Here is a 23,727-nt window from a genome sequence, read left to right as displayed (position 1 = left end):
ATTAAATTTTAATTGTTCTAACGCAATTTTTCCAATAGTTTATACAGATCTTGCAATAATCTGATGTCTAGTTGCGAAACTTCTCTGGCCTTATACTTAATTTCAAAACCATCTTCGGTATTATTAAACTTAATCCGGTTTCTATAGGTTTCTCCCAAAGCCACCAGTTGTGCCGCATCCAAAGGGGGTTGGGCATCAAATACAAAGTTAAACATGCCCCTCTGTCTGTTAATGCTTTTTAGCCTTAAATCACTGCCCAGCACTTTAATTCTTGCCACCATTAGCAATCGTTCCACCGGGCTAGGCAAATCGCCATAACGGTCTATCAATTCCTCTTCTAAATCTGCAATTTGTTCCAAATCCTTAACAGCGGCTATGCGCCTGTACAACTCCACCTTTTGACTGGAATCACTGATGTATTTATCCGGTATATAGGCATCAACAGGCAATTCCACCATGGTTTCTATGCTAGCTTCTTTGGTTTCTCCTTTAGCTGCTCTAATCTCCTCTTCCAACATTTTGCAGTATAAATCAAAACCCACTTCTGCTATGTGCCCATGCTGCTCGGCCCCTAAAATATTACCGGCCCCTCTAATTTCTAAGTCCCGCAGCGCTATTTTATAACCGGAACCCAGTTCGGTAAATTCCCGGATGGCATGTAACCTTTTTTCTGCCTCTTCCGTTAATACTTTATCACGCCGAAAAGTAAAGTAGGCATAGGCCAAACGGTTGGTTCTTCCTACCCTCCCCCGCAGTTGGTATAATTGGGCCAGGCCAAATTTATCTGCATCTTTAATGATTAGTGTATTGGCATTGGAGATATCTAAGCCAGTTTCAATTATGGTGGTGCAAATCAAAACATCATAGGCCCCATCCATAAACTCCAGCATTGTTTTTTCCAGTTCATCTTCCTTCATCTGCCCATGGGCCACCACCAGTTTTGCCTCCGGCACCAAGGCAGCAATCCAATTGGCCAAGTCATCCAACTCCGCTATGCGGTTGTGGACATAAAACACCTGGCCCCCCCGACTGATTTCCCGCCTGATGGCCTCTCTAATCATCACCGGGTCTTCCTCCAACACATAGGTTTGAATGGGAAAACGATCCTCCGGTGGCGTTTCCAACAGACTGGTATCCCTAACCCCCACCAATGACATGTGGAGTGTCCGCGGTATTGGTGTGGCGGTAAGGGTCAGCACATCCACCGTGGTGCGCAATTGTTTCAACCTTTCTTTATGGGTTACCCCAAAGCGCTGTTCTTCATCCACCACCAGCAGTCCCAGATCTTTAAACTTGACATCATTGGACACCAATCGATGGGTGCCAATCACTATATCCACCGTGCCACTTTCTAAACCCTTTATTATCTGACGTTGCTCCTTAGGGGTGCGAAATCTGGACAACATTTCAATATTGATAGGATATTGGGCAAATCTTTCTCTAAAGGTGTTGTAATGTTGTTGAGCCAAAATGGTGGTTGGCACCAACACCGCCACCTGTTTGCCTTCATTGACCACTTTAAAGGCCGCCCTTAAAGCCACCTCTGTTTTGCCATAACCCACATCGCCGCAGAGCAATCGATCCATCGGTCGCGGGCGTTCTAAATCCCGTTTTACTTCTTCAATTGAGCGCAGTTGATCCGGCGTTTCTTCATAGGGGAAGGACATTTCAAACTCTTTTTGCCACACGGTATCCGGTCCATAGGCATGACCCTTTAGTGTTTCGCGCTGGGCATAAAGTTTGATTAAATCTTGGGCAATTTCTTTTACTGCATTTCTAACCCTGTTTTTGGCTCGGTTCCACTCGTTACCGCCAAGCTTAGAAAGTTTGGGCACCACCCCTTCGTTACCCATATAACGCTGCAACATTCCCACTTGGTCGGTGGGCACATAGACCTTATCATCACCACTGTACTTGATAATTAAGTAATCCCGTTGGATATCGCCAATATCTAAAGTGGTTATCCCTAAGTAGCGGCCAATACCGTGATTAACATGGACCACATAGTCGTCCACATTTAAATCGTCTTTGGTGGCCATGCGTCGCTCGGAACGGGTCTGATTAGTTTTAACCTTTTTGCGCTGGCCAAATATTTCCTTTTCGGTAATAACCACTAAACGGGCGGCCAATATTTCAAATCCCGCCGACAAAGAACCTTCGGTAATCACCACATTTCCCGGCGCCACTTCTTTGGTCAAATTGGACATGTAAAAGGCATCCACTTTATATTCCTTTAATGTCTCCAATAGGTTCCTGGCCCTTTGACCATTGCCCACCATCAACACCACAGCGTGATTTTTCCTTTTCCATTGCCTAATTTCATCCACCAGCACTTCGGTATTACCCAAAAACGAGTGCATTGGTTTGGCGTTAAAATTAACCACGTTGTGGGGCTTAAGAAATTGCGGATTGCGGGGCAGGAATGAAAAATATATGCCTTGGCGCCCTTCCATTTTAGACAACGTTTGCCGCCAGTCTAAATAGATTTCATATTGCGATGGCAACACTTTGCCCTTTGCCAATAAATCTGCGTGGGTTGCTGCGCGCTCCTTTTGAATATTGTCCACCATTTCTTTTATACGCAATGGGTCGTCCACCAACACGGGTACCCCCGGCAAAAGGTAATCCAGTAGGTTTACTGTCCGAGGGTAAAAAAATGGTAGCAATTGTTCTAATCCTTCATAGTAAACAGGTTTTTCCAACTTAGTGAGCCAGGTTTCCACCTGCCCCGTCAACTGGTGTTGCGCATCAACGCTGGCCGTTTTATATAGTTTCTTGCTGTGATTTTTATACTCTTCGCTAAGACGTTCTCTGCCAGCAGACCAATCAGCTTCACCAATCACTATTTCCCGGGCTGGCTTAATGTCAATTTCTTTAATGTTCTCCACCGATCGCTGCGAAACCGGGTCAAAGGTCCTGATGGAATCCACTTCATCATCCCATAATTCTATCCGCACCGGGTTTGGGGCGGTCATGGGATAAATATCTATAATTCCACCCCGAATGGAAAATTGGCCCGCACCTTCAATGAGATCAAATCTTTCGTAACCATGTCTAACTAAAAAACTTTGCAAGTCTTCCAGGTCCAATTGCTGGCCCACTTGAATATTGCGTCGGGCAGCCTTAAATATGTCAACGGGCACCAATCGTCTGATCAGCGCCTCGATGGGAGCGATAACCACTGGCGATTCACCGGCGGTCAATGCCTCCAATACCTTTAACCGCTGAACCACTAGATCATTGCTGTGGGAAAAAACTTCTAACGGCATCGACTGCCAGACAGGAAAAACCATCACTTCCCTACCTAAATGCAGACCGCTCAAATCATCGGCTAAAGCCGTTGCCTCACCTTCACCCGCTGTGACAATCAGCACCGGTCCTGACACCATGGCAATTAGGCCGGCCATCACCAATGCCCGCTGGGAACCAGCCAGTCCAAAGACCATTTGCTGGTTAAAGCCCCTGGTTAAACCGTTGGTTATCGATGCAAATTCAGTTGTCTCATTTAATGGTTGTAATAACCCTTGTAACTCCATTTTGCTCATTATACCCATCACAAAAAGAGCTTTAGCCAATGGCTAAAGCCCTTTACTCCTTCTTGGCAACTTATATTTCACCTGTATAATAGGTTAATTATAGACCAGTTATTGCGCCACCGTCAAGTTGGTTGGCCGGAACAAATCAATTTTGGCCAACTAATTTTTGGTAATAAATTACCCCATAATTCCAGAACATATGCACAATATACGCCAGTAGCGGGGCAGCATAGGCCCCCACCCTTTCAATGGCCAGCACTGTCACCACGCCGTAAAGGGCATGGGTTAGCACAGCGAAAAATCCCGCCACCACACCTCTTTTATAGGCGTACAGCTCCCAAATTGCTTCTGCCACACCAAAGGCGATGTGGCTGATAATTACCGGTGACGCCAGCGCCAAGGCAAATCCCGTTTTTAACAACTCCTCAACGGCCGGTCCAGTAAATATCACCGTTTTCTCTTTGCCAAAGGCAGCGATTAATTTGCCGTTAATTAACCACGATACCACCGCTGCCACTAAACCAGCCAGTGCTGCCAGGGCCTGCAAGCCATACGCCCCCTAAAACTAACGATTATATTTATTCATGGATGCATTAATATCCTGCCGCACCCAAGTTTGCACTGCTTGCATCGTCTGCTCAATGGTGGCATCGATGGTGGCCATTTCTTCGGCATTAAACTTTCCCAATACATGGTTAATGGAATTGGCCTGGTTTTTGCCGATGCCGATGCGCATGCGGGGGAATGCTTCGGTTCCCAAGGCAGCAATAATTGATTTCATGCCATTGTGCCCGCCGGAACCGCCCGCTGGCCTAATCCGCAATTTACCTAAGGGTAAATCCATATCATCATAGATGACTATAATGTCGGTGGCAGTTAGTTTATACCACCGGGCTAGCGCCCCCACCGCTTCTCCGCTGAGGTTCATATAGGTCTGCGGTTTAACCAATAATATCTTTTCTTGACCCATTTGGGTTTCGCCAATCAGTGCTTTGTTTTTACTCTTGTTTACCGTTACCTTTAAGCTTTCCGCCAGCTTATCCACCAACATAAAGCCGACGTTATGGCGAGTTTTAGCATATTCAGGTCCAGGGTTTCCCAACCCCACAATCATTTTCATCTTGCGTTACCTCCGTTGTTGCCGCTTTCCTGTCAATTTTAACCCTTTTGACCTACAAATACAACAACGGGGTAAGCTGGGTTAGCTTTCTATGGGTTCTGCTCCATCGGCAGCTTCTTTTTTGACGGTTTCTTTATCCACCGTTGCCTCTTTAACCTCCGCCGGTGTTACCTCCGGTTCAGTTACCGATGCTCTGGGGATTGCCACCACTGCCAGCAAAGCATCGGGATCGCTGGTGACTTTCACCCCTTCGGGCAGTGATAAATCAAACACATGTAAACTCTCTCCCAGTTCCAGCGCAGAAACATCCACGGTAATACTTTCCGGAATGGCTGCCGGCAGGCACTCAACTTCCACCGTCCTCATTTGCTGCTGCAAAGCGCCCCCGCGGTTAGCACCAACGGGTTTACCCACCAGTTTCACCCGCACGTTGGTTTTAACTTTGTGCGCCATGTCTATCTTTTGAAAATCTACATGGATCAGCTCTCGCCTTACCGGGTCATATTGAATGTCTTTTACCATCACTGTTTGGTTATCACCACCCTTGCTGCCCTTAACTCTCAAGTCAATGATTTTGCTGGTGCCAAAGTCCCGGACAATTTTTTTAATGTCACTTAAATCAACGGCGATAGACATATTACCCAATTCTTTGCCATAAACCACGCCCGGAATTTTGCCTTCCTTGGCTAATATATTGCGGGCATGTTTACCCTTCTCCGGCCGATTATCTACTTCCAAATTAATTTCGGTCATCAATAACCCTCCTAACAAAACTTCAAGATATTTATATTATTGCCGGAAAATGGTCATATCAAACTTTTCTCAAGCATAACATGAAGTAGATAACAAACCCATGAATTCAGGAGGGTTATTATAATGATTAAGAGTAAAAAATTTATTGGCATGCCGGTAATCAGCTTGTCCGAAGGACAACAAATTGGCAAAATTAAAGAATTGGTTGTGGACCCCCACAGCAAATCTGTTGCCGCATTATTAATTGAGCAAAAGGGTTGGTTCAAAGACCAAAAATTTATCCCCTATGGCAAGGTCTGCAGTGTCGGCGATGATGCCATCACCATTGAGCAAAGCGCCAATATCCAAAAGGGAGCCAGCCTGCCGGAAATACTTCAATTGACTAAGGATAAATACCAACTGTTAAACGAAAAGGTGGTGACCGAGAACGGCAAGGTAATCGGCATGGTGGAGGAATATTATGTGGATATTTTCACCGGTGACATTGCCGGTTTAGAGGTATCGGGCAGCTTTATCAATAGTTTAATGAGCGGGCGGGCCTTTTTAGATATGGCATTGGTGCGTACCATTGGCAAAGAATTAATTGTCACCAGTAATGATGCGCCGGATAACCTGGTAAAAATTAATGGTGGATTCAAAGAAACGGTAAAATCCCTTAAATGTACCGGTGACAATCTTTGGGAAAGTACCATATCTAAAACCAAAGAATTGACCAGCACCATTAACAAAAAACTGATTAACTTAAAGAACGAAAAGGATAAAAATAAAGATAAAGACAGCCCTTGTCAATGTGGTGAATGTACCCCCAACAAAGTTCTGCCAGAGGACAATGGTGAACAGCAAAAAAGCGTTGCAGCAGAAGCCCCAATTGATCAGCTAAATAATGAACAACCAGTTGACGACGTTGCCCCAGAAAACAAAAATGCCACCAAGGAAGACACTGGGCCAGAGGACAAAGATGACGCCCCTCGTCAATAACAACAAAGCCAGTAACCGCAGTTACTGGCTTTGTTTGCTAACTTACATATGATCAAAAAGTTTACTTACCGATAAATCCTCATGAATTCTGATAATTGCTTCTCCCAATATTGGCGCCACCGAAAGCACTTTTACCCGATCAAACATCTTTTCTTCGGTAAGGGGGATGGTATTGGTAACCACCAGTTCTTTGATGACCGAGTTTTGCAAGCGTTCCACAGCCGGTCCCGATAGCACTGCATGGGTACAGCAGGCATAGATCTCTTTGGCGCCCCGCTCCAGCAAAGCAGTGGCCCCCTTGGTAATGGTACCGGCAGTGTCGATGATATCGTCAATCATAATGACCCGCTTATCTTTAATCTTACCAATCACATTGGTTACCTCAGCAACGTTAGGCTCTGGACGGCGCTTGTCAATAATTGCCAATGGCACCCCTAGACGCTCGGCCAAATCCCGCGCTCTGGTAACCCCACCAATATCCGGAGAAACCACCACCAGATCTTCGATTTGGTTTTGCATAAAATACTCCGCTAAAATGGGCACCCCGGGCAAATGATCCACTGGAATGTCAAAAAAACCTTGGATTTGTCCAGCATGCAAGTCCATGGTGATTACCCGTCTAGCACCGGCCGCATGTAACAAATTGGCAGTTAATTTTGCTGTGATGGGGTCTCTGGCCCTGGCCTTTCGGTCCTGCCGGGCATAACCATAGTATGGAATTACCGCGGTTATCCGTCTGGCCGAAGCCCGTCTAATGGCATCTATCATCACCAACAGCTCCATCAGGTGCTCATTTACCGGGCTGCTGGTGGGCTGAATAATAAATACATCTGCCCCCCGCACGCTTTCATTTATTTTAACCCTAATTTCGCCATCGCTAAAGCGGGTCACATTAGAATCCCCTAGGGCAACACCTAGGTATTGGCAGATTTCCTTGGCTAATTGTTGGTTGGCATTGCCACTAAAGATTTTAAGTCGTTTGTTTCCCGAAGACATTAAAAAATACCCCCAAAATGCTTTATTTATTATTTTTATTATTTACCCAATCTTGCTTGTTAACTTGCCGCTCTCTGGCCACTGCCAACGCACCACCGGGCACGTCTTGGGTAATGGTTGACCCAGCCGCCACTATGGCTCCGCCTCCAACCTTAACCGGTGCCACCAGATTGGCATTGCTACCAATAAATGCTCCATCCTCAATAATGGTCTGGTGCTTATTGGTTCCGTCATAGTTACAAGTAATGGTACCAGCACCTATATTAACATTTTTTCCAATAATGGTGTCGCCTATATATGATAAATGTGGCACTTTGCTGTTATTGCCCACAATTGATTTCTTAATCTCCACAAAGTCACCGACTTTAACCCCTACACCAATTTTGGTGCCGGGACGAATATAAGCAAAGGGACCGATGTTACAACTGGCATCCACTTCACTGTCCAGCAACACTGAGTATTGTACTTGGCAGTGTTCCCCAATGGTGGTATTAACTATTCTGCTATGGGGACCAATCAGTGAACCTTGGCCAATGACGGTGGTGCCCTCTATTATTGTGCCGGGATATAGGATGGTATCCGGTTCCACCGCAACGGTGCTGTCCACATAGGTGGTGGCGGGATCAATAATTGTCACCCCATCATCCATCAACCGCCCCAGCACTTGGGCCCGCAATATATTCTCCGCAACGGCCAACTGCCGCCGGCTATTGATACCCATCACTTCATCGGGGTCATTACAGACACTGGCGGTAATCAGCTTACTTTGACGGTTATATATTTCAATAATATCTGTCAGGTAGTACTCCCCTTGGGCATTTTTAGATGAAATTTGGGACAAAGTTTCAAACAAACCCGGCACCGCAAAGCAGTAGAAACCAGTGTTGATCTCCTTAACTGCCAACTCTTCGGGCGAACCATCCCTTTGTTCCACAATCCGGTCAACTCTACCCTGGTCATCTCTAATCACCCGTCCATAGCCGGTGGGGTCTTCCATCATAGCGGTTAACACCGTGGCCGCTGCTTGGTTATCCAGATGTTGTTTCACCAGTTGCGCCAAGGTTTCGGCTGTTATTAGCGGTGTATCCCCACAAACCACCAACACATGTCCCGGGAAATCCTTCAATGTGTCCGCAGCCTGCATTAGTGCATGGGCCGTTCCCAGCTGTTCTTGTTGATATACCACTTCAGCCGCTCCGTTTAAATACTCCTCCACCTGCTGGGCACCAAAACCTGCCACCACCACTGTTTTCTCCGAACCAGCCTTAACAACAGCATCGAGCACATGTCCTAACATCGGCTTACCGCCCACTGGGTGTAAAACCTTTGGCAAAGCAGATTTCATTCGTGTACCTTTACCTGCTGCCAAAACAACAGTTGCAAGCCGCATTCGGGATCCTCCTTTAGTTTACTTTAAAATAATAATATTTCAATAAGACCATAATAAATTCAACATAATTGTAACATATTCCTTTATATTTTGACATTATTATGGAATATAATCCGTAAAAAACGCAAAAGGGAGCATATCTGCTCCCTCAAGGTTAAAAATATCTAAATTGCTTGCGAATTGTTCACTGAATGATATGCATCCAGGACTGCTGATTGAATAATCTCTCTAGCCTCAGCATTAATTGGGTGTGCTATGTCACGATATTCTCCGCTGGGAGTTTTACTGCTGGGCATAGCAACAAATAGACCGTTTTGACCTTCCACCACCTTAACATTATGAATGACAAACATGTCATTTAATGTAACGGACACAATGGCCTTCATTTTGCCGTCGGGAAGAATCTTACGAATGCGAACATCTGTTACATGCATGCTCTTTATTCACCACCTTCTATATGCCGATGTTTTGTGCTATTTTTCCTTTTCTTCATTAAAGTAAAAACTCCTGCTTTTTTCCATTTTTTTTAGAAAAATATTCCTATATTTATTAACATCGCTATTACTAATTAACATTGACATTAGCACCCAAGCTTTCCACCGCCATCGTTAGGTCACTGGGCTTATCTATATCTAGCCCCACCTCTGGATGATGACAAATCACTGCCTGGCCTTTAATGCCAAATAACAATGAGGCCTTCCGTTCAACTTCCTTTAGCGACAAGCGTCGACTAAGAAACTTAATTAAAAACCCCAGCCCCAACATTTTGCACAGTTTTACCGGACTTTTTCTCAGGTCAACAAATTGCTGTCCCTTTTCCAGACACTTAGGTACCACCGATGGGTTGACTAAAAACACATTGCCTCCGGTAAACACGCCGTCCTTTAATTTGACATAGGTTCGCGTTACCGAAGGAAACTTTTCACTAACTGTGGCTTTAGGCACCACCGGGTAGTATAGATCACTTTTTTTGTCTCCGCATAGTGACAAAAAGTCATCCAGTATTTTGGCAGTCACCAGGGGGATGTCCGCGGTGACCACCAAAGTCCGCTCACTATCTGACAAGTTCGTTAACCCAGAATATAAATTGTCCATCATTTTGCCCTGGGACTCAACTATTTTAATCGGTAAACCACTAAAAACAGACGCCAGTTCTTTCGGGCCTACAATAACTATGCGATTGATATTTCGGGATTTTATCAATGCCGATACCACATATTCCACCATGGCTTTGTTGCCAATGGGAATTAATGCTTCATATTCAGCAGTGCTGCAACTCTTTAGCCGTCCATCATTGGGACTGCCGGCCAGAACCAGCGCATCAATCATTCCTCAACAGATCCCTTCGCCTCTTCTAAAGATGCCAAAAATACATTCTCTGCATTTTCGATATGTTGCTGAGCCAATTCCCTGGCCAATTCTGCGTTCCGCTCCGATAATGCCTCTACGATTTGCTTGTGTTCTTCCACCGCAATTTTGGTACGACCGGTAACGGCCAGCGAAGTGGCCCTAAACCTTTGTAATTGTTCCTTAAGGTTGGTAATAATGCTAATCAGTTTTTCGTTGCGGGCAGCCCGATATAATAAATCGTGAAAATCAATGTCACTTTCCACCACTTTATCTATATTTTCACCCTGGGAAACTTCATTGATAGATACAATTGACCGCTCCATCATATCCAGTTCTTCATCAGTAATTCTCTCGGCAGCCAGACTGGCGGCCAATCCTTCCAATGCCGCCCGCACTTCAAACACATCGGCAATGTCTTTCAACGACACCCCCGCCACATAAGCCCCTTTACGGGGTACCATCACCACAAAGTCTTCCAACTCCAACTTGCGGATAGCTTCCCTGACTGGAGTCCGGCTAACGCCCATTTCCTCTGCCAGTTGAATTTCCATTAATCTTTCGCCGGGACGAAGTTTACCAGTAATAATGGCGTCCCTCAGCGTCTCAAAGACAATTTCCCTTAAAGGTTTATAGTTATCTAACTTTATCGGTACCAACCTAGGTTCATTACTCATGCATTGACCTCCTATATACTATTATTTGGTAATAATTAGCTATTATTATTGTAATTCCTGCATTTTTTTAAATGGAAATACATCACCCGGTGGTGGTAACAATAATCTGCGTCTCCGGTAGCTTTAACTTGGCGGCCACCTGTTCCGCCCGTTGCCTATCGCCAGTGAGGGCAAATATGGTGGGGCCACTGCCTGACATTAATACCCCGCTGGCCCCTGCCAGTGTCAGTTGTTCTTTAATCTCCCTCAGTTGCGGATACATTTCCAACGTCACATACTCCAAATCATTAGCTAAATGTCTAGTTATATCTGCCAACATCCCTTTGTTTAAGGCAGCAATCATGGCCTGGGTGTCGGGTCTGTTACCCAGTTGGGCACCGGAAAACCGTTGAAAAACATCGGCAGTGGAAACCCCAAAGGGAGGTTTAACCAATACCACTCCCATGGGGGCAGGCGTCCCCAAAGGTGTAAGCCTTTCTCCCTTGCCTTTAGCTAAAGCTGTACCCCCCAGCAGACAAAAGGGTACATCGGCCCCTAATTTTTCAGCTAAATATAATAATTGCTTAAAATCCAAGTTTAAATGCCAAAGTTTGTTTAAACCCAATAACGTGGCCGCCGCGTCAGTGGATCCCCCGGCCAAACCAGCAGCCATGGGGATATTTTTGACCAACTCAATTTCCACTCCGCTTTGGCAGCCGCTGTATTCTCGAACTAACTCAGCAGCCCGATAAACCAAATTGTCTTCACCCAGCGGCGCCATGCCGGCCACAGATAGCTTTATTTGGTGTTGGTGTGCGGAAAAAGTTAATACATCATGCAAGGCAATGGTTTGCATAATGGTTTCCAACTCATGATAACCATCTGCTCTTTTGCCCATTACCTTTAGCGTAAGGTTTATCTTAGCATGTGCTTTGACGCTTATGTTCAATTATTTCCCCCCTACCGTAGTCTACATGCAATAATTGGCTGGCGGACAACTAATTTCCTGCACTAAACACAGATTACAACAGAATTCATAATAAAAAGTAATTTTTTACTATGACGCACATATATTCTTAATATAACCATGTTTATCCAAAATATATAGGGGGAGGATGCAATTGAACGATGTTGGTATAAAGGCCGGAAAATATATTTTAGTTAACACTTTCAGTAAAACCTTAGCCTTATATCGGGGTAGCCGACTGGTTAAAACATATAACATTGCTTTGGGCAAAGGGGCAGCTCCCACCGGAAAATATAAAATAGTTAATAAAATTGTCAATCCCGGAGGAGTTTGGGGAACCCGCTGGCTGGGTCTGTCGGTGGCCCAAAATAATTATGGAATTCATGGTACCAATGTTCCATCGGCCCTGGGCAGCGCAATTGGCTGTATTAAAATGGCCAATGGGGACATCGAACAAATTTTTTCTTTAGTCAACATCAATACTCCGGTTTTTGTGGTGGCGGAGAAACCAAAGGCCATTGATGATCAACCTATCACCCAGGAGCAACCTTTGGCAATTACCAATGACGTTGATCAAGGCACTGAAGATTTACCTGAGGATTTGATGGCGGAACCAATGGCAGCGGCAGAACCATTAATGGAAGAGTTGGTGGGACCGGAACTGCAGCCGGAACCGGACCCACCAGCGGCATCACCACGGGGATTTTATTATCAAGTTATCCCCGGTGACACCCTCTGGACGATAGCTCGGCGTTTTGGAATGCCAGTACAACTATTAATCAATAGCAACTCGCTGGAAAACCCAAACCAAATTTACCCGGGGCAAAAAATTTTTATACCCCAAGGAAAATTTAGTTTTTAAAGGCTGATAATAAATGGGCACCCCCAGCTGCTGCCAGGGATGCCCCACTTTATTTTCCTTTAAAAAGCAATAACCAAGCTCCACCAGCCATCAATAATGTGCCGGCAATGCGATGCCAACTAAAGGGAATGCGGCTGACGCCAAACAAACCCAAATGGTCAATTATACTGGCGGTAAGCACTTGCCCTAGGATGATGGCCGTTGTTGCCGGTGCCACACCGACCACTGGCATGCTACGGGCAACGGCATAAATAATCACAATACTGAGCACCGCCCCCAAATATGTATACCAAGGTGCCTGTAACCACTTATCTAAATCGCTGGCGCCCCCTTTAAATCCAAAAATTAACACCGCCACTATGCCAGCACCTATAAAGTGCACCACCAGCGTGGTTTCCCATAAACCAATCACTTTGCCTAGGGCCGAGTTTAACGTGCCCTGCAAGGCCATGGCCATTCCCGACACAGCAGCAACGATTAGAGCAAGTATTTTACCATCCATAAGTTTCCCCCTAAAACTGAAAGCAGGCTTGACAGCCTGCCTTAATTGATCACGTTAGTATCGTGTCCTAAAGACTGTAAAGTTCTTTTTAACCAATTCATCTCCACCACTGAAGAGTCATAGTCTATAGTGACACTTTTATCTGCCAGGCTAGCTTGGACGTTTTTAACGCCATCAACCTGACTTAGGTAAGACTCAATTTCTTCTTTCTCTTCTTGGTTAAATAACCCGCCTACTTTGAAAGTTTCTTGAGGCAAAATTTGTCACCTCCTAATATATTTTTACATAGCTATTTTTTCCGTTGGAGCAAGAATTATTCTAAACAAATGCCAATAAACAAAAATTCCTAAGTTCTCCTTAGTTGAAGCCACTTAGAAATTTACAAACACATTACTTAAGCACCGCCTGTAAAAATCTTTCTGCATTAATTAAGCCAAAGCCCTGTTCGCTACTAGTAAGCTGCAACTTGTCACAGGTTTGCTTAAACATTTCAATTAATTTATTGGTGGTAATGCGTGGATTCATTTTTAATGCCAACGCTATTAAACCAGTAACATGGGGGGTGGCCATCGATGTGCCGCTTAATCTTAAAAAAGTGCCATTTAAAGATGTTGAATAGATACCCGAGCCAGGAGCTATCACCGTCACTTCCGGACCACGACTGGAAAAGGGTGCCAGTTGGTTATGTTGGTCCACCGCACCAACCGAAATTACCTCTGGATAAGCACCGGGGAAATCAACTGAGTTATTAATACCATCGTTGCCTGCGGCACTTACCATAATTAAACCTGCCCGATAGGCATTTGTCACGGCAACTTTTAAACTGACTAGCTGGCGATCTGTGCCCACACTCAAATTAGCAATTTGCATTCTATTTCTAATACACCAATCTATGCCCTTAATAATATCGGCCAATGTTCCATCGCCGTTATTGTCAATTATCTTTACGGCATATATATCAACCGCCGGCGCAACGCCCACCACACCGGTGGCATTGTCTTCAGCGGCTATAGTTCCGGCAACATGGGTTCCATGGCCGTTATCATCCTCTGGGATTGGGGTTTGATTCAATATATTGATCCCACCCTTTATGTTTTTAACCAGGTCTGGGTGGTCTAAATCTATTCCACTGTCCAGCACTGCCACCCTGACGTTTTCACCCCTGGAGTAATTCCAAACTTTGTTGGCACCAATTCTATCGACCCCCCAGGGTATAACCTGATCTTTTTTCCAGGGATTTGCAAAAAACGGCCACCTTCTCTCCAGCGTAAAAGGTCTCAGCTTGACACGCACATTATCTTCCAGCGCTAACACTTCGGGGGCATCTTTGATTGTCTTTTCATTGAATTGTTGGGGCAGATGGCAAAGGATACCGTTAATCAATGGTAGTGACTGTATACGCTCTGCTCCAGACCTACTCAATAAGCGGGACAGTGCTGGAACCATTCCGTGTCGGTTAAAGACCGGCGCCTTGAAAACAATAATTTTCTCCACCTGATTACACCTCTAGCTATTCCAGTTCGGCATCAGGGGATTTTTTTTCTACCTCTTTTTCTCTGCTGCCGGCACTATAACCGCTGCTGGCGCTACTTGCACCCACTGAAGCAAATCCTTGAATTAACGAATTAAGTGGTTTTAAAAAGGATGATAAATCAAAGTTTTCACCGGTTGTGTCAGCCCGTCTGTAACCCGGTGTGTTATTGGAACCGTCCTTGAGCATTCTTGATACACTATCAAATAACACATCGGCACTGCTGGCAACACTTTCAATGACTTTACCGGTTATTTTAGCTCCGTGCAAAACTCGGCGCAAAGTATCTTCAAACTCCACCTGTTTTTCTTGTTTTTGTTGTTGTTTGATAATGGTGTCAATATGTCTGGTCATTTCATCTATTTTACTGGCCAGCTTTGCCTCAGCACTTTCCTGGGCCTCTAATCTAGATACACTTTGCACTAAAGTATCCAGTTTGGCAAACACTGCCGCTGCCTGTTTGACATTACTGTCTTTTTCCCGATGATAGGATTCAATTCTATCCATCAACTTTTCTAACGTTTCATTAAGTTTTCTTTGATTAGCATCCACCAGTGTCACTCCTTTCCCAAGGATTGAATTAGCTTAACTAATTAAGTTGTTGTAAGGGCCACACAGTGTGCAGCCCTTAGTGGTTAGACTAACACATCACTTAACAATCATTTAGCACCAGCACATGCAGCAGCAGGCTATTGCCAGCATTAAGAAGAGCCATACACCTAACAGTTTGAAATCCAGTAGGCCGCAGAAGAAGAGGGCGATACCGATGATGAATCCAGCCAGTAATAAGCAGCAGCATCTAGTAAGAAAACCAGGGCTCCAATCTTTTGCTCCAAAATCCTTAAAGGCGTCTACTACGTTAGCCATTCTAAATTCCTCCTTACTTAATATGCTTAATCCATAGAACTAAATCCCGGGATTAGTTCTAATCATACAATATGAGAGTGTACCAAAATCTGTTACAAACTGAGTAAAACTTTTTTGGTTGTAATTTAGAAAAATATAAACAGTAATATGGCAATTAGCACTAAAAAGCTAAATATTCCAACTCCCACTATCCCTAAACCCAATAAAATTGCAGCCAGAATAACCAGCGCCAAACAAATGCAGACTGTATATACATTAAAATAACCCGAGCAAGATTTTTGTTTTACAACCTCAAGGGGCATTATTTATCCTCCTTTCACTTGGTACGATACAAATATGTTACTGCTAAAATACGTACCAGCACCCCTTTTTGTTACATATGCAGATAAAGTTTCTAAAAAAATTGATTTAGCTGGCTAATGTCTATGCCCACAAGCTGGTTAATCTCCCTTGTTGCTCTTTCTTTGGATTTTTTGAGACCTTGGTTAAAGGCCATTAACAACTCTGTTTCTAAGCGGGATTTATTTGCCGGCGCAAGTAACGGCGGCATAATCCTCACGGCCAATACATCTTGTTGGCCATTTAGCACAACTTTAAGCCCACCGCCATTGGAGTTGCCCTCCACCCTTATTTTTTGGAGAACCCCTTGTATTTGGTTTAACTGGCCGGCTAGTTTAGTCATATCGAACCCACTCACTTTAATCCCTCCAAATTTTTACATCACACTACCTTACTATATGTAGCGCCCTGACAAATTGTTCAGTTGTGGACTTTAAAAAGTAACAATATTAACCCCCCCACGTAAACTATAAAAACACATTGATCACAGGAAGGAGGGAAAATATGTATTACCCACCCCCCAATGACGGTTATCAGCAAAACCAGTTAGAACCCAATGCTTATACTTTATTTTTAATCTTTATTTTATTGGTACTGGGTACAAATAGGGATTTTGATGATCGTTTAGGTTATATCACCAACGTACTGAAAGCCAGTCATAATGCAGTGCGCATGATGCGTTCTGGCATGAATGAATTCCATGCCAGCGTTTTAAACGATAATACTAGGGGGCAATAAGTCTGTGTCTGTTGAAACAACGGTGGCGCACGTCCAATGCGCCACCCTGCCTCCGCCGGCCTACTTCACTAGTGGTTCACTGCTCAACTATATGTCGTTCGCTATTGCAGCAGGTGGCGGTTTTCTTAATATTTTGCTCTTTAAAAACAGGCAAAAGCCACCTGTGTTTGTAGGAGAGCAGAGATGCTTAGCCATAACATAATTTTCGTTAAACAAAAAATGGGCGCGCCATATGCACGCCCATTTTTATTTGCTTTTTTACATTTAGGTAAACATGTTCATTAGGCCGCTGATGTTCAAGCCGGTGGCTTGGGATAGCCTTTCTTTAACTTCCGCCCTTGACCTAGCAATGGCCTCGTTTAACACCTGTACAAATTCATCCTCCACACTGGTGACGTCCATATTTTGAATAATTGCTTCATCAAGCTTCACCGAAACCAAATCTTGTCTGCCAGACATCACCACAGTTATTGCCCCATTGACAGAGGTCACTTCAACCGTTAGTTGTTGGATTTCATCTTGAATCTTTTGCATTTGAGACATCATTTGACCAAGATTATTGAACATAATATTCCTCCCTTATTTATCCCAATCTTGGATCCCACTTAAGGTAACTCTTGTTATTGGTGGTTGTATTTTCGCTTTCTTTCTGATCCTTTTCTTGATTATTTTTATACTCTTTCGCAGCGGCTGGCTGGGGTTTAATATTTTCTCGGGGCGGTTGATTGGACGGAGGTGGCTTAATATCCCGCCGGGGCGGTGGTGGAGGCATCATTTGCGACAACATGCCCATCAAAGCGGCGGTGTTTGGCATTTGCCCACCGGGCTGGTTTAATAAGGATAATAGCTGTAATGGATCTATTTCCCCAGACGCTGCCTGTTGTACCACTTTCATTAAATCTGGGTTATCAGTGACGCCATTGGCTGCTGGCAACATTTCACCTCGCTGTAAAGCAACATTAGACCCTACACCAGCGGTGGAGTGCTGTAAAATATCCACTATGCCCATTAAATTTACCAGACTTAACATCAGCAACATATTGGTCTGGTCTACGCCATGCTGGGCATGGGCTTGTAACAAATCCACCACCGTCTGTTCCAATCCACCTTTTTTAGAATTATCTTCCACTAAACAACCTCCTTTGAGCTGCTGTTCTGTTTGTTTGTTAGATTGAATCCTTTTTAATTTGGCAAGGTATTTGTATTTTTTTATTTTCAAAGGGCGGGGTTAATTGCTGGTTTAATTTATATATGGCTTCCACTGTGGTCCCAAAACGGTTGGCCAATGTTTCAACCTCATCCCCTGGTTGCATAACGTATGTAAAAGATACCTCCTCGGCAACCTTTGCATCGGGACCACTGATCTCAGTAACTATCTCCATTTGCTTTAAATTTAAAACTTTAACAATAATATTCAATTGGCAGTTAATTGTTAACTTGTCTGAGTTAAAATATGCTTTGGTAAAATTTACAGTGGGTATTAACTCTACCCTGGCATCGGACGGCACATCGCCAACCTCAGCCACCGCCTTAAAAAATCCCTTCCTATAAAAATACTTATGACCGGCCAACTTCGGCTCAGTATACCCCACCAGAAACTCCACATAGCCTCGAATCAACACTTTATTATTAACTAATTGTTTGACTAAAAAATTAATTGGACCTAGCTTTAGATCCTTAATTTCCCCATCCGCTAGACCCTGGTTAACGGGGCTGCTCTCTTTAATTATGATGTCCACCCGCTGCAGATCAGCTAACGCTTCACAGGTCAAACTTGATTTTTTAGTGTGCATACCGTTACTTTCTGTTAACACCCTCAATGTTTGGGCTGCATACACACAGGCCTTAAAAGCACTGTTATGTTTCAACTGCACGCATTTATCTGACAGCAAGTTGTATTCCATCTGATGGCTGATAATAAAAGTCTCCGCCAATAGCTGATCGTTAGCTTGGGGAGTGGCTAAAATCTTTTTAAAGGGGATAAGTTTTTCTAAATATCGTCTTTGATCATGGTGGTCTAAGTAGGTTAGGGATAGGTTAAGCCAACCATATACCGTAACAGATCCTAAATCAACTTGGTATTTTTGCAGTAGCGGCATACTGTTACAGTTAACTATCTTTTTTATCGGGGGCTTGTTTAATGGAATACAGATTTCCTCTACCCCGGTTAAATAACCCTTGCCCACAGACACAATGTCATTGATGGTTATTTCTTCAAAGTCACCACTGTAATCGGCGGGCAAATGGGTGATTAAACTTATTTCTTCAATATCATAAACCAGCCCTTGATTATCTATGGCCACTTCAACGGTGAGCATTCTGGTTTCTTTATTAAAGCCAATCAGGGTAACGCTATCAATGCTAGCATTTATCTCGGCCACCATTTCTGGGGTTGTTTCTGGAATATCTATAAAATCATAATATGTTATGCTGGTCCAAAAACAATTGTGCTGATTTTTTCCCGCCGCCAGATAGGTTATTTCAAAGGTGATACTGCCCTTTATCAACACCCGTCCCGCAATGGTTTCTGCATAGTGATTGTGCATCAAATCCTTGATGCAGATTACTTTATCTATGGTGGGATGCCGCTGGGGCAAGATCATATCGTAGCGGGCAATTAGTCGTTCTCTATTACTGCCAATTAACTTCTTCACCCGAACAGTTTTGGTTTCTGGATCACCGCGACTGTTTACCGTTACTGGTGTCATTGGTCATCTCCTTTCAAAAATGTTGTCTCTTACCTAATATATGAGTTATATCTTTATTTGTGCGAAAAACAACATAAAACCCACCGAGAAAATCCGCCAGAAAAACTAAAAAGAAGGGGTTGCCCCCTTCTTCTGTGAATAAATTTTTCTCTTTATTTTTAATTAACGTTTTGCAAACTCTTGTACCCAATAATACCCATTTGATGTAAACCCTACGCCAATCTCGGTGAAGTTAGGATTTAATATATTTTTCTTATGGCCTTCACTGTTCATCCAGCCTTCCATAACTTGTTCCGGACTGCGATAACCCATGGCGATATTTTCGCCTGCATAGCTATACTTAATGCCAAACTGTTTCATCATATCAAAGGGTGAACCGTAAGTAGGGGATGTATGACTGAAATATTTGTTAGTAGCCATATCTTCGGCCTTTACTTGGGCCACCTTAGTTAAATCTGCCTTGGCAACCAAAGGCTTTAACCCTACTTTAGCCCGCTCTTGGTTTACTAAGTCAACCACCTGCTGTTGAAACTCACTCAAGGTAACATTTGCTGCTGGTTGCTCAGGTTGTTGTGGCTGTTGTGGTTTTGGTTGTTTCGGTTTTGGTTGCTCGGGTTGTTGCGGTTGTGGTTGAGCAACGGCTTTACCCTTGGCAAATATCTCCACGCAAACCTTGCCAAAATACTTGCTGTCTGCGATGCCAATCCCGGCCAAATTGTACTTGTCACTCAATCCCGCAAAGTTGGCCGTCCTCAGTTGGTAATTAACTAAGTAGCTAACATTTGAGGACCGCAATACACTTGCCCCAACGGTTTGATATTGGCCACTGTTCATCAGCTTATAGACTTCACCATAGCTACCGCTATAACTGTTGGCCAACGCTTGGGCTTGCTTTTGGGCAGCGGCGGATATCGCTGGATCCACCTGTAGTTTTGCCACCCCTTTTTCTACTCTTGCTTGATTGATCTGGTCTACGACTTGCTGTTCCAGGGTGGTATTATCGGCCGCTTCGGCCGATGCCATGGGAACCAACATCGCAAACACAAACAGGGTAACCAGAATGGAGACCAATGCTTTGTTCCGTAACGTCAAAATTCTCGCTCCTTTCCTTTTTTCCCTTAAAAAGGGTTGTCCACTTAATACTATAACAAAGTACAAATTTAATTAATAGTGGAAGATCTAACCATTGCCCCTTGGTGTATTTTTAATAACCAAATTCCAGGTGCCTTTTGCCTTTGCTTTTTGGATAAAAGGTTAATTGCAAAACCCGGCGCCTGCTGCAGGTAGCGAACGACATATAGTAGCGCAGCGAACCGAAGTTAGCGAAGGGGTTGTCGGAGGCAGGGTGGCGCATAGGACGTGCGCCACCGGCAACTGAGCTATGGACGGCGAATTTGCCGGGTACGCTGCCGGAGACAGCCGGATGAGCTTAGTTCGGTCTGCGAAACTATCCCTAAAGTGAGCGGTGCAGCAGGCGCTGGGTTTACCGCAACCCCTATCTCAACAGGTAAACAAAAATCAAACCAAGCAAAAGACACCAGCTGAGAACGAACAAAAGCTGTATTCAAATTAAAATTTGTGATAGTGCAAATGTTACGTTTTGGTGGGCTCAATGAATTGAGCCCCTACAAAAAGCATTTTTCATGTAATAATGAATGTAATACGGGCAGGCATGGAAACCTGCCCCTTATTTATATAGATACTAAAATTCAATGTTCAGCGCATCCATAACGTGCTGTATTTTATTAAAAACAGTGATTTTGTCGGAACCGGCAAACAGCAGCCCCACCACTTGATTATCGGGCGTTAACACCAATGAACCGCTGTCGCCACCTTGGGAACTCATGTTGGTGGTAACCTGATCGTTAAACATCACCATTTCGTTACCATCCATTTCCACCTTCAGTGATGTCCCCACTGTGGTCACTGTTCCCGACGTAACCCCGGTGGTGCGCCCGCTTTTTCTCACCGGCATACCAGGCCTAGCCTCGGTGACACCTTGAATTAAACCAAAATCCAATATTTCCCCGCTGATTAGTTCGGGGTTATCCGGTGCTGCCAGCGCACAGTCCACAATATTATTCTGTTGCAATTTTTTGAACACCTTAATTTCATAGTTAGGTCTAATCAGATGCAGCATGGCGTTGGTCACCGCAGAAAAGCCGCTGGCATAGGGGCAAGAGGATTGTTGTTCAGCGGAGCCCCGACTGATGGGGACAAATCTCAACAGACTGCCAATGCGGTCATTTTCATTGCCGCCATCATACTTGCCCGGTTGCAGGATGGGATCACCCACAACGGCCCGACCGTCATAGCCGTTGGAGCCATTTGCTAAAATGTGGTTATTGGATAAAATCAGCGGGGCACCGGTGCTGCGATCCTTAACCACTGCCCCCAAAGTGCCGGCCGTGACGCGATAATGGCCAATACTGCACCCAGGCATAGCGGGCCGAATCCTTTGGGTGCGGACACCCAACATTTTAATGCGCCCCACCTCAATAACGTCAGTATCTACCCCATCAATTTTTCTCGGAACCACATGACTCCTTTTTAATTCACTGGCTGGCAGTTTCTTTTCCACAAACACCACCACTGACAACTGTTTGGTTCGCATATTGCCCACTTCTTTATGGCCCACACCTACACCGACAACATTCTTTTGTCGCAATGCTTTATTGCGAAATTTTGCCAACACGTTAAAATATCTATCCATAAAAAAACCCCTCCCAGGAAAATCCTATTTCATGTTATGCAAACTTCCCTGGAGGGGTGTCTTTCTTAATATGAAGATTTAGGAATTCCTAAGCGGTGCTTACCACGGGTTTCCACAACAGCAGTACATTCCAAACAACGGACAGGCCCAATGGCCACCCACTGCCTGTTTGATTATTTAAAAGGAAAACAGTAGTTTATCGTTACTTGGGGTTTCTCTGGCATATCATTACTAAAAACAATGATGTCTTTTACCAATATGGCCATCAATTCCCTCTTTAACCCAATATCCGCAGCAAGTAATTTTTCTTGCAGTAGCTTTACCATGCTAAAGCTCTCCACCGGTGGCCCTGTGACTTGCTGCTGCCTATTTTGTATCGTCCGCTGTCGTTGGTTTAAAATTGCCAAATCATGATTTATTGCCCGCAACTGGATTTCGATATCCCTTTCATTTATCAGGGATTTACGAAAAAGGGATAGTATTTTAACCTTTTCCCGCTCTTTATCACTGATCCGTTTGTTTAATAGTGCCAATTCCTCAATGCCCGCAGCTGTTGCTGAGCGCCCTCTATCGGCATTGAGAAGTCCCAACAGTTCGTTGATCAGAGTTTGGTTATTGGTCAAATATTGCCAAATATCCTGCCAAACAACCTTTTCCAACAGGTCTGCCCGTACAGATCTTGACTGACATTTAGTCACCAGTTTGCCGCGAAAGGAAGAGTTACCGGTGCACCGATAATAGTGATACCTGCCTTTACTGTGGCTACCATCCCCACAGTAGTTCCGCCCGCAAGTACCACACTTGATCAATCCCCGCAGCAAGTACTGATGCTTGGCGTTGCGTTTAGCATTAAAATAATTGCTTTTCAATTTTTTTTGCGCTTGATCCCACTGGTCTTGGTCGATAATTGCGGGACAGGTGAATTTTAGCTGTTTTTCTTTGGGCCGGTTTTTGCCATAACAAAATTCACCTCGATAAACTGTGTTCTGCAGAATGGCCCATACTTTGCTACTATACCAAACATTCACTGTTTTACTATCTTTATTGCGACTAACGGTGGGGGTATCGTAGCCGGTGGCAGTCAAATAATCTGCAATTGCCACGGTGTCCATACCGGCTTCGGTATAAAGCTTAAAAATTAGTTTAATGATTTCCGCTTCCTGCTGACTAACGGTTAACCGCTTATCCTTAATGACATATCCATATGGAGGTGGCCCCCCTGGCCACCTCCCCTCTTTTATTGCCCGCTCCTTACCTAAGCGCATCCTTTCTGCGATGGTGGATCTTTCTATCTCCGCTATGCCGCCCAAAGTAGTCATAAAAAACTTACCACTGGGGGTTGATGTATCGAAACTCTCGGTCATACTTTTTAATGCTATTCCCAGCTTATCCAATTTATCGTGGGTATTTAAAATGTCCAACGTCGTTCTGGCCAAGCGATCTAAGCGGTAAACATACACGGCCTTAAAATGCCCCTCTTTTCCATCTTTAAACATCCTCTTTCCGGCCGGCCTTTTAAGCAGTGGAATGGTTCCACTTACCCCATCGTCCAGATAGAATTCATAAATCTCTAGGTTGTGTAACTGACAGTACCTTTGGGCAAATTCTACCTGGTTTTCAATTGTTTTAGCTTCCGCCTGATCCTCGGTGGACACCCGGCAATAAATGGCAACCTTCAAATAACCAAGCCTCCCAGGGTCTGTTGTTATTTTACCCGCATAATG

At 44.4% G+C, this 23,727-nt stretch carries 26 protein-coding genes; 4 read left to right on the top strand and 22 right to left on the bottom strand.

From position 1 onward, the window contains the following. Positions 1-17 precede the first annotated feature (17 nt). From mfd to V6C27_12200, 4 genes are all read right to left on the bottom strand, one after another. Positions 18-3,545 (bottom strand): transcription-repair coupling factor, encoded by a 3,528-nt coding sequence (mfd, locus tag V6C27_12215; GenBank protein MEG6617173.1) that lies wholly within the window; start codon positions 3,543-3,545, stop codon positions 18-20. Positions 3,546-3,681: 136 nt separating this feature from the next. Continuing rightward, positions 3,682-4,083, bottom strand: a complete 402-nt coding sequence (locus tag V6C27_12210) for a hypothetical protein (GenBank protein ID MEG6617172.1) — start codon at positions 4,081-4,083, stop codon at positions 3,682-3,684. An 18-nt stretch (positions 4,084-4,101) separates the two neighbouring features. Then, complete coding sequence (gene pth, locus V6C27_12205; protein MEG6617171.1) at positions 4,102-4,656, bottom strand: aminoacyl-tRNA hydrolase; 555 nt, start codon at positions 4,654-4,656, stop codon at positions 4,102-4,104. 81 nt (positions 4,657-4,737) lie between these two features. Then, positions 4,738-5,409, bottom strand: coding sequence for a 50S ribosomal protein L25 (locus tag V6C27_12200; protein MEG6617170.1), 672 nt, complete (start codon positions 5,407-5,409; stop codon positions 4,738-4,740). A gap of 123 nt (positions 5,410-5,532) precedes the next feature. On the opposite strand from V6C27_12200, the gene V6C27_12195 reads away from it, so the two are divergent. Then, the gene (locus V6C27_12195) at positions 5,533-6,387 is read left to right on the top strand and encodes a PRC-barrel domain-containing protein (protein MEG6617169.1); all 855 of its coding nucleotides are present in this window, start codon (positions 5,533-5,535) and stop codon (positions 6,385-6,387) included. Positions 6,388-6,429: 42 nt separating this feature from the next. Here the strand turns inward: V6C27_12195 and V6C27_12190 are convergent, their stop codons facing one another. The 6 genes from V6C27_12190 to ispE all read right to left on the bottom strand — a co-directional run bounded on the left by V6C27_12190 (position 6,430) and on the right by ispE (position 11,725). Further along, positions 6,430-7,383 (bottom strand): ribose-phosphate diphosphokinase, encoded by a 954-nt coding sequence (locus V6C27_12190; GenBank protein MEG6617168.1) that lies wholly within the window; start codon positions 7,381-7,383, stop codon positions 6,430-6,432. A 22-nt stretch (positions 7,384-7,405) separates the two neighbouring features. Next, positions 7,406-8,773 (bottom strand): bifunctional UDP-N-acetylglucosamine diphosphorylase/glucosamine-1-phosphate N-acetyltransferase GlmU, encoded by a 1,368-nt coding sequence (glmU, locus tag V6C27_12185; protein ID MEG6617167.1) that lies wholly within the window; start codon positions 8,771-8,773, stop codon positions 7,406-7,408. 164 nt (positions 8,774-8,937) lie between these two features. Further along, a complete protein-coding gene (gene spoVG, locus V6C27_12180; protein ID MEG6617166.1) occupies positions 8,938-9,207 on the bottom strand; it encodes a septation regulator SpoVG in 270 nt (89 codons plus the stop codon). 130 nt (positions 9,208-9,337) lie between these two features. Further along, on the bottom strand, positions 9,338-10,102 hold the full coding sequence (locus V6C27_12175; protein MEG6617165.1) for a nucleotidyltransferase family protein: 765 nt from the start codon (positions 10,100-10,102) through the stop codon (positions 9,338-9,340). Beyond that, entirely contained in the window at positions 10,099-10,797 is a 699-nt protein-coding gene (locus tag V6C27_12170; GenBank protein MEG6617164.1) for a GntR family transcriptional regulator, read from the bottom strand. Before V6C27_12170 ends, V6C27_12175 begins: the two co-directional genes overlap by 4 nt. 82 nt (positions 10,798-10,879) lie before the next feature. Further along, a complete protein-coding gene (ispE, locus tag V6C27_12165; GenBank protein ID MEG6617163.1) occupies positions 10,880-11,725 on the bottom strand; it encodes a 4-(cytidine 5'-diphospho)-2-C-methyl-D-erythritol kinase in 846 nt (281 codons plus the stop codon). A gap of 172 nt (positions 11,726-11,897) precedes the next feature. Here ispE and V6C27_12160 point away from each other — a divergent pair, with 172 nt between their 5' ends. Next, the gene (locus tag V6C27_12160; GenBank protein MEG6617162.1) at positions 11,898-12,605 is read left to right on the top strand and encodes a L,D-transpeptidase family protein; all 708 of its coding nucleotides are present in this window, start codon (positions 11,898-11,900) and stop codon (positions 12,603-12,605) included. Between the two features lie 49 nt (positions 12,606-12,654). Here the strand turns inward: V6C27_12160 and V6C27_12155 are convergent, their stop codons facing one another. The 6 genes from V6C27_12155 to V6C27_12130 all read right to left on the bottom strand — a co-directional run bounded on the left by V6C27_12155 (position 12,655) and on the right by V6C27_12130 (position 16,202). Then, positions 12,655-13,107 (bottom strand): DMT family transporter, encoded by a 453-nt coding sequence (locus V6C27_12155; protein ID MEG6617161.1) that lies wholly within the window; start codon positions 13,105-13,107, stop codon positions 12,655-12,657. Between the two features lie 41 nt (positions 13,108-13,148). Then, positions 13,149-13,364, bottom strand: a complete 216-nt coding sequence (locus tag V6C27_12150; GenBank protein ID MEG6617160.1) for a heavy-metal-associated domain-containing protein — start codon at positions 13,362-13,364, stop codon at positions 13,149-13,151. Positions 13,365-13,497: 133 nt separating this feature from the next. Next, positions 13,498-14,601, bottom strand: coding sequence for a S8 family peptidase (locus V6C27_12145; GenBank protein MEG6617159.1), 1,104 nt, complete (start codon positions 14,599-14,601; stop codon positions 13,498-13,500). Positions 14,602-14,617: 16 nt separating this feature from the next. Next, positions 14,618-15,190, bottom strand: a complete 573-nt coding sequence (locus tag V6C27_12140; GenBank protein MEG6617158.1) for a hypothetical protein — start codon at positions 15,188-15,190, stop codon at positions 14,618-14,620. Positions 15,191-15,301: 111 nt separating this feature from the next. After that, complete coding sequence (locus V6C27_12135) at positions 15,302-15,505, bottom strand: hypothetical protein (protein MEG6617157.1); 204 nt, start codon at positions 15,503-15,505, stop codon at positions 15,302-15,304. Between the two features lie 394 nt (positions 15,506-15,899). Beyond that, complete coding sequence (locus V6C27_12130) at positions 15,900-16,202, bottom strand: YbaB/EbfC family nucleoid-associated protein (GenBank protein ID MEG6617156.1); 303 nt, start codon at positions 16,200-16,202, stop codon at positions 15,900-15,902. A 146-nt stretch (positions 16,203-16,348) separates the two neighbouring features. Between V6C27_12130 and V6C27_12125 the strand changes: the two genes are divergently transcribed. Together V6C27_12125 and V6C27_12120 are read left to right on the top strand one after the other, a co-directional pair. Then, on the top strand, positions 16,349-16,582 hold the full coding sequence (locus V6C27_12125; GenBank protein ID MEG6617155.1) for a hypothetical protein: 234 nt from the start codon (positions 16,349-16,351) through the stop codon (positions 16,580-16,582). 4 nt (positions 16,583-16,586) lie between these two features. Further along, positions 16,587-16,784 carry a hypothetical protein gene (locus tag V6C27_12120; GenBank protein ID MEG6617154.1) on the top strand — a complete coding sequence of 66 codons (198 nt, stop codon included), beginning with the start codon at positions 16,587-16,589 and terminating at the stop codon, positions 16,782-16,784. A 62-nt stretch (positions 16,785-16,846) separates the two neighbouring features. Here V6C27_12120 and V6C27_12115 read toward each other — a convergent pair whose 3' ends face one another. The 6 genes from V6C27_12115 to V6C27_12090 all read right to left on the bottom strand — a co-directional run bounded on the left by V6C27_12115 (position 16,847) and on the right by V6C27_12090 (position 23,682). Continuing rightward, positions 16,847-17,149: a YbaB/EbfC family nucleoid-associated protein gene (locus V6C27_12115; GenBank protein ID MEG6617153.1), complete on the bottom strand. Its 303-nt coding sequence runs from the start codon at positions 17,147-17,149 to the stop codon at positions 16,847-16,849. Positions 17,150-17,165: 16 nt separating this feature from the next. Next, a complete protein-coding gene (locus tag V6C27_12110) occupies positions 17,166-17,711 on the bottom strand; it encodes a hypothetical protein (GenBank protein MEG6617152.1) in 546 nt (181 codons plus the stop codon). A 37-nt stretch (positions 17,712-17,748) separates the two neighbouring features. Further along, positions 17,749-19,290, bottom strand: coding sequence for an SPOCS domain-containing protein (locus V6C27_12105; GenBank protein ID MEG6617151.1), 1,542 nt, complete (start codon positions 19,288-19,290; stop codon positions 17,749-17,751). A gap of 162 nt (positions 19,291-19,452) precedes the next feature. Next, positions 19,453-20,382 (bottom strand): CAP domain-containing protein, encoded by a 930-nt coding sequence (locus V6C27_12100; GenBank protein MEG6617150.1) that lies wholly within the window; start codon positions 20,380-20,382, stop codon positions 19,453-19,455. A 610-nt stretch (positions 20,383-20,992) separates the two neighbouring features. Continuing rightward, positions 20,993-22,003, bottom strand: coding sequence for a hypothetical protein (locus V6C27_12095; GenBank protein MEG6617149.1), 1,011 nt, complete (start codon positions 22,001-22,003; stop codon positions 20,993-20,995). 173 nt (positions 22,004-22,176) lie between these two features. Next, positions 22,177-23,682: a recombinase family protein gene (locus tag V6C27_12090; GenBank protein ID MEG6617148.1), complete on the bottom strand. Its 1,506-nt coding sequence runs from the start codon at positions 23,680-23,682 to the stop codon at positions 22,177-22,179. Positions 23,683-23,727: the final 45 nt, after the last annotated feature.

This window comes from Peptococcaceae bacterium 1198_IL3148, assembly GCA_036763105.1.
GTDB lineage: Bacteria > Bacillota > Desulfotomaculia > Desulfotomaculales > Desulfohalotomaculaceae > JBAIYS01.
The sequence above is the reverse complement of the archived record's forward strand: the minus strand, read 5'-3'. Positions and strand labels throughout refer to the sequence as shown.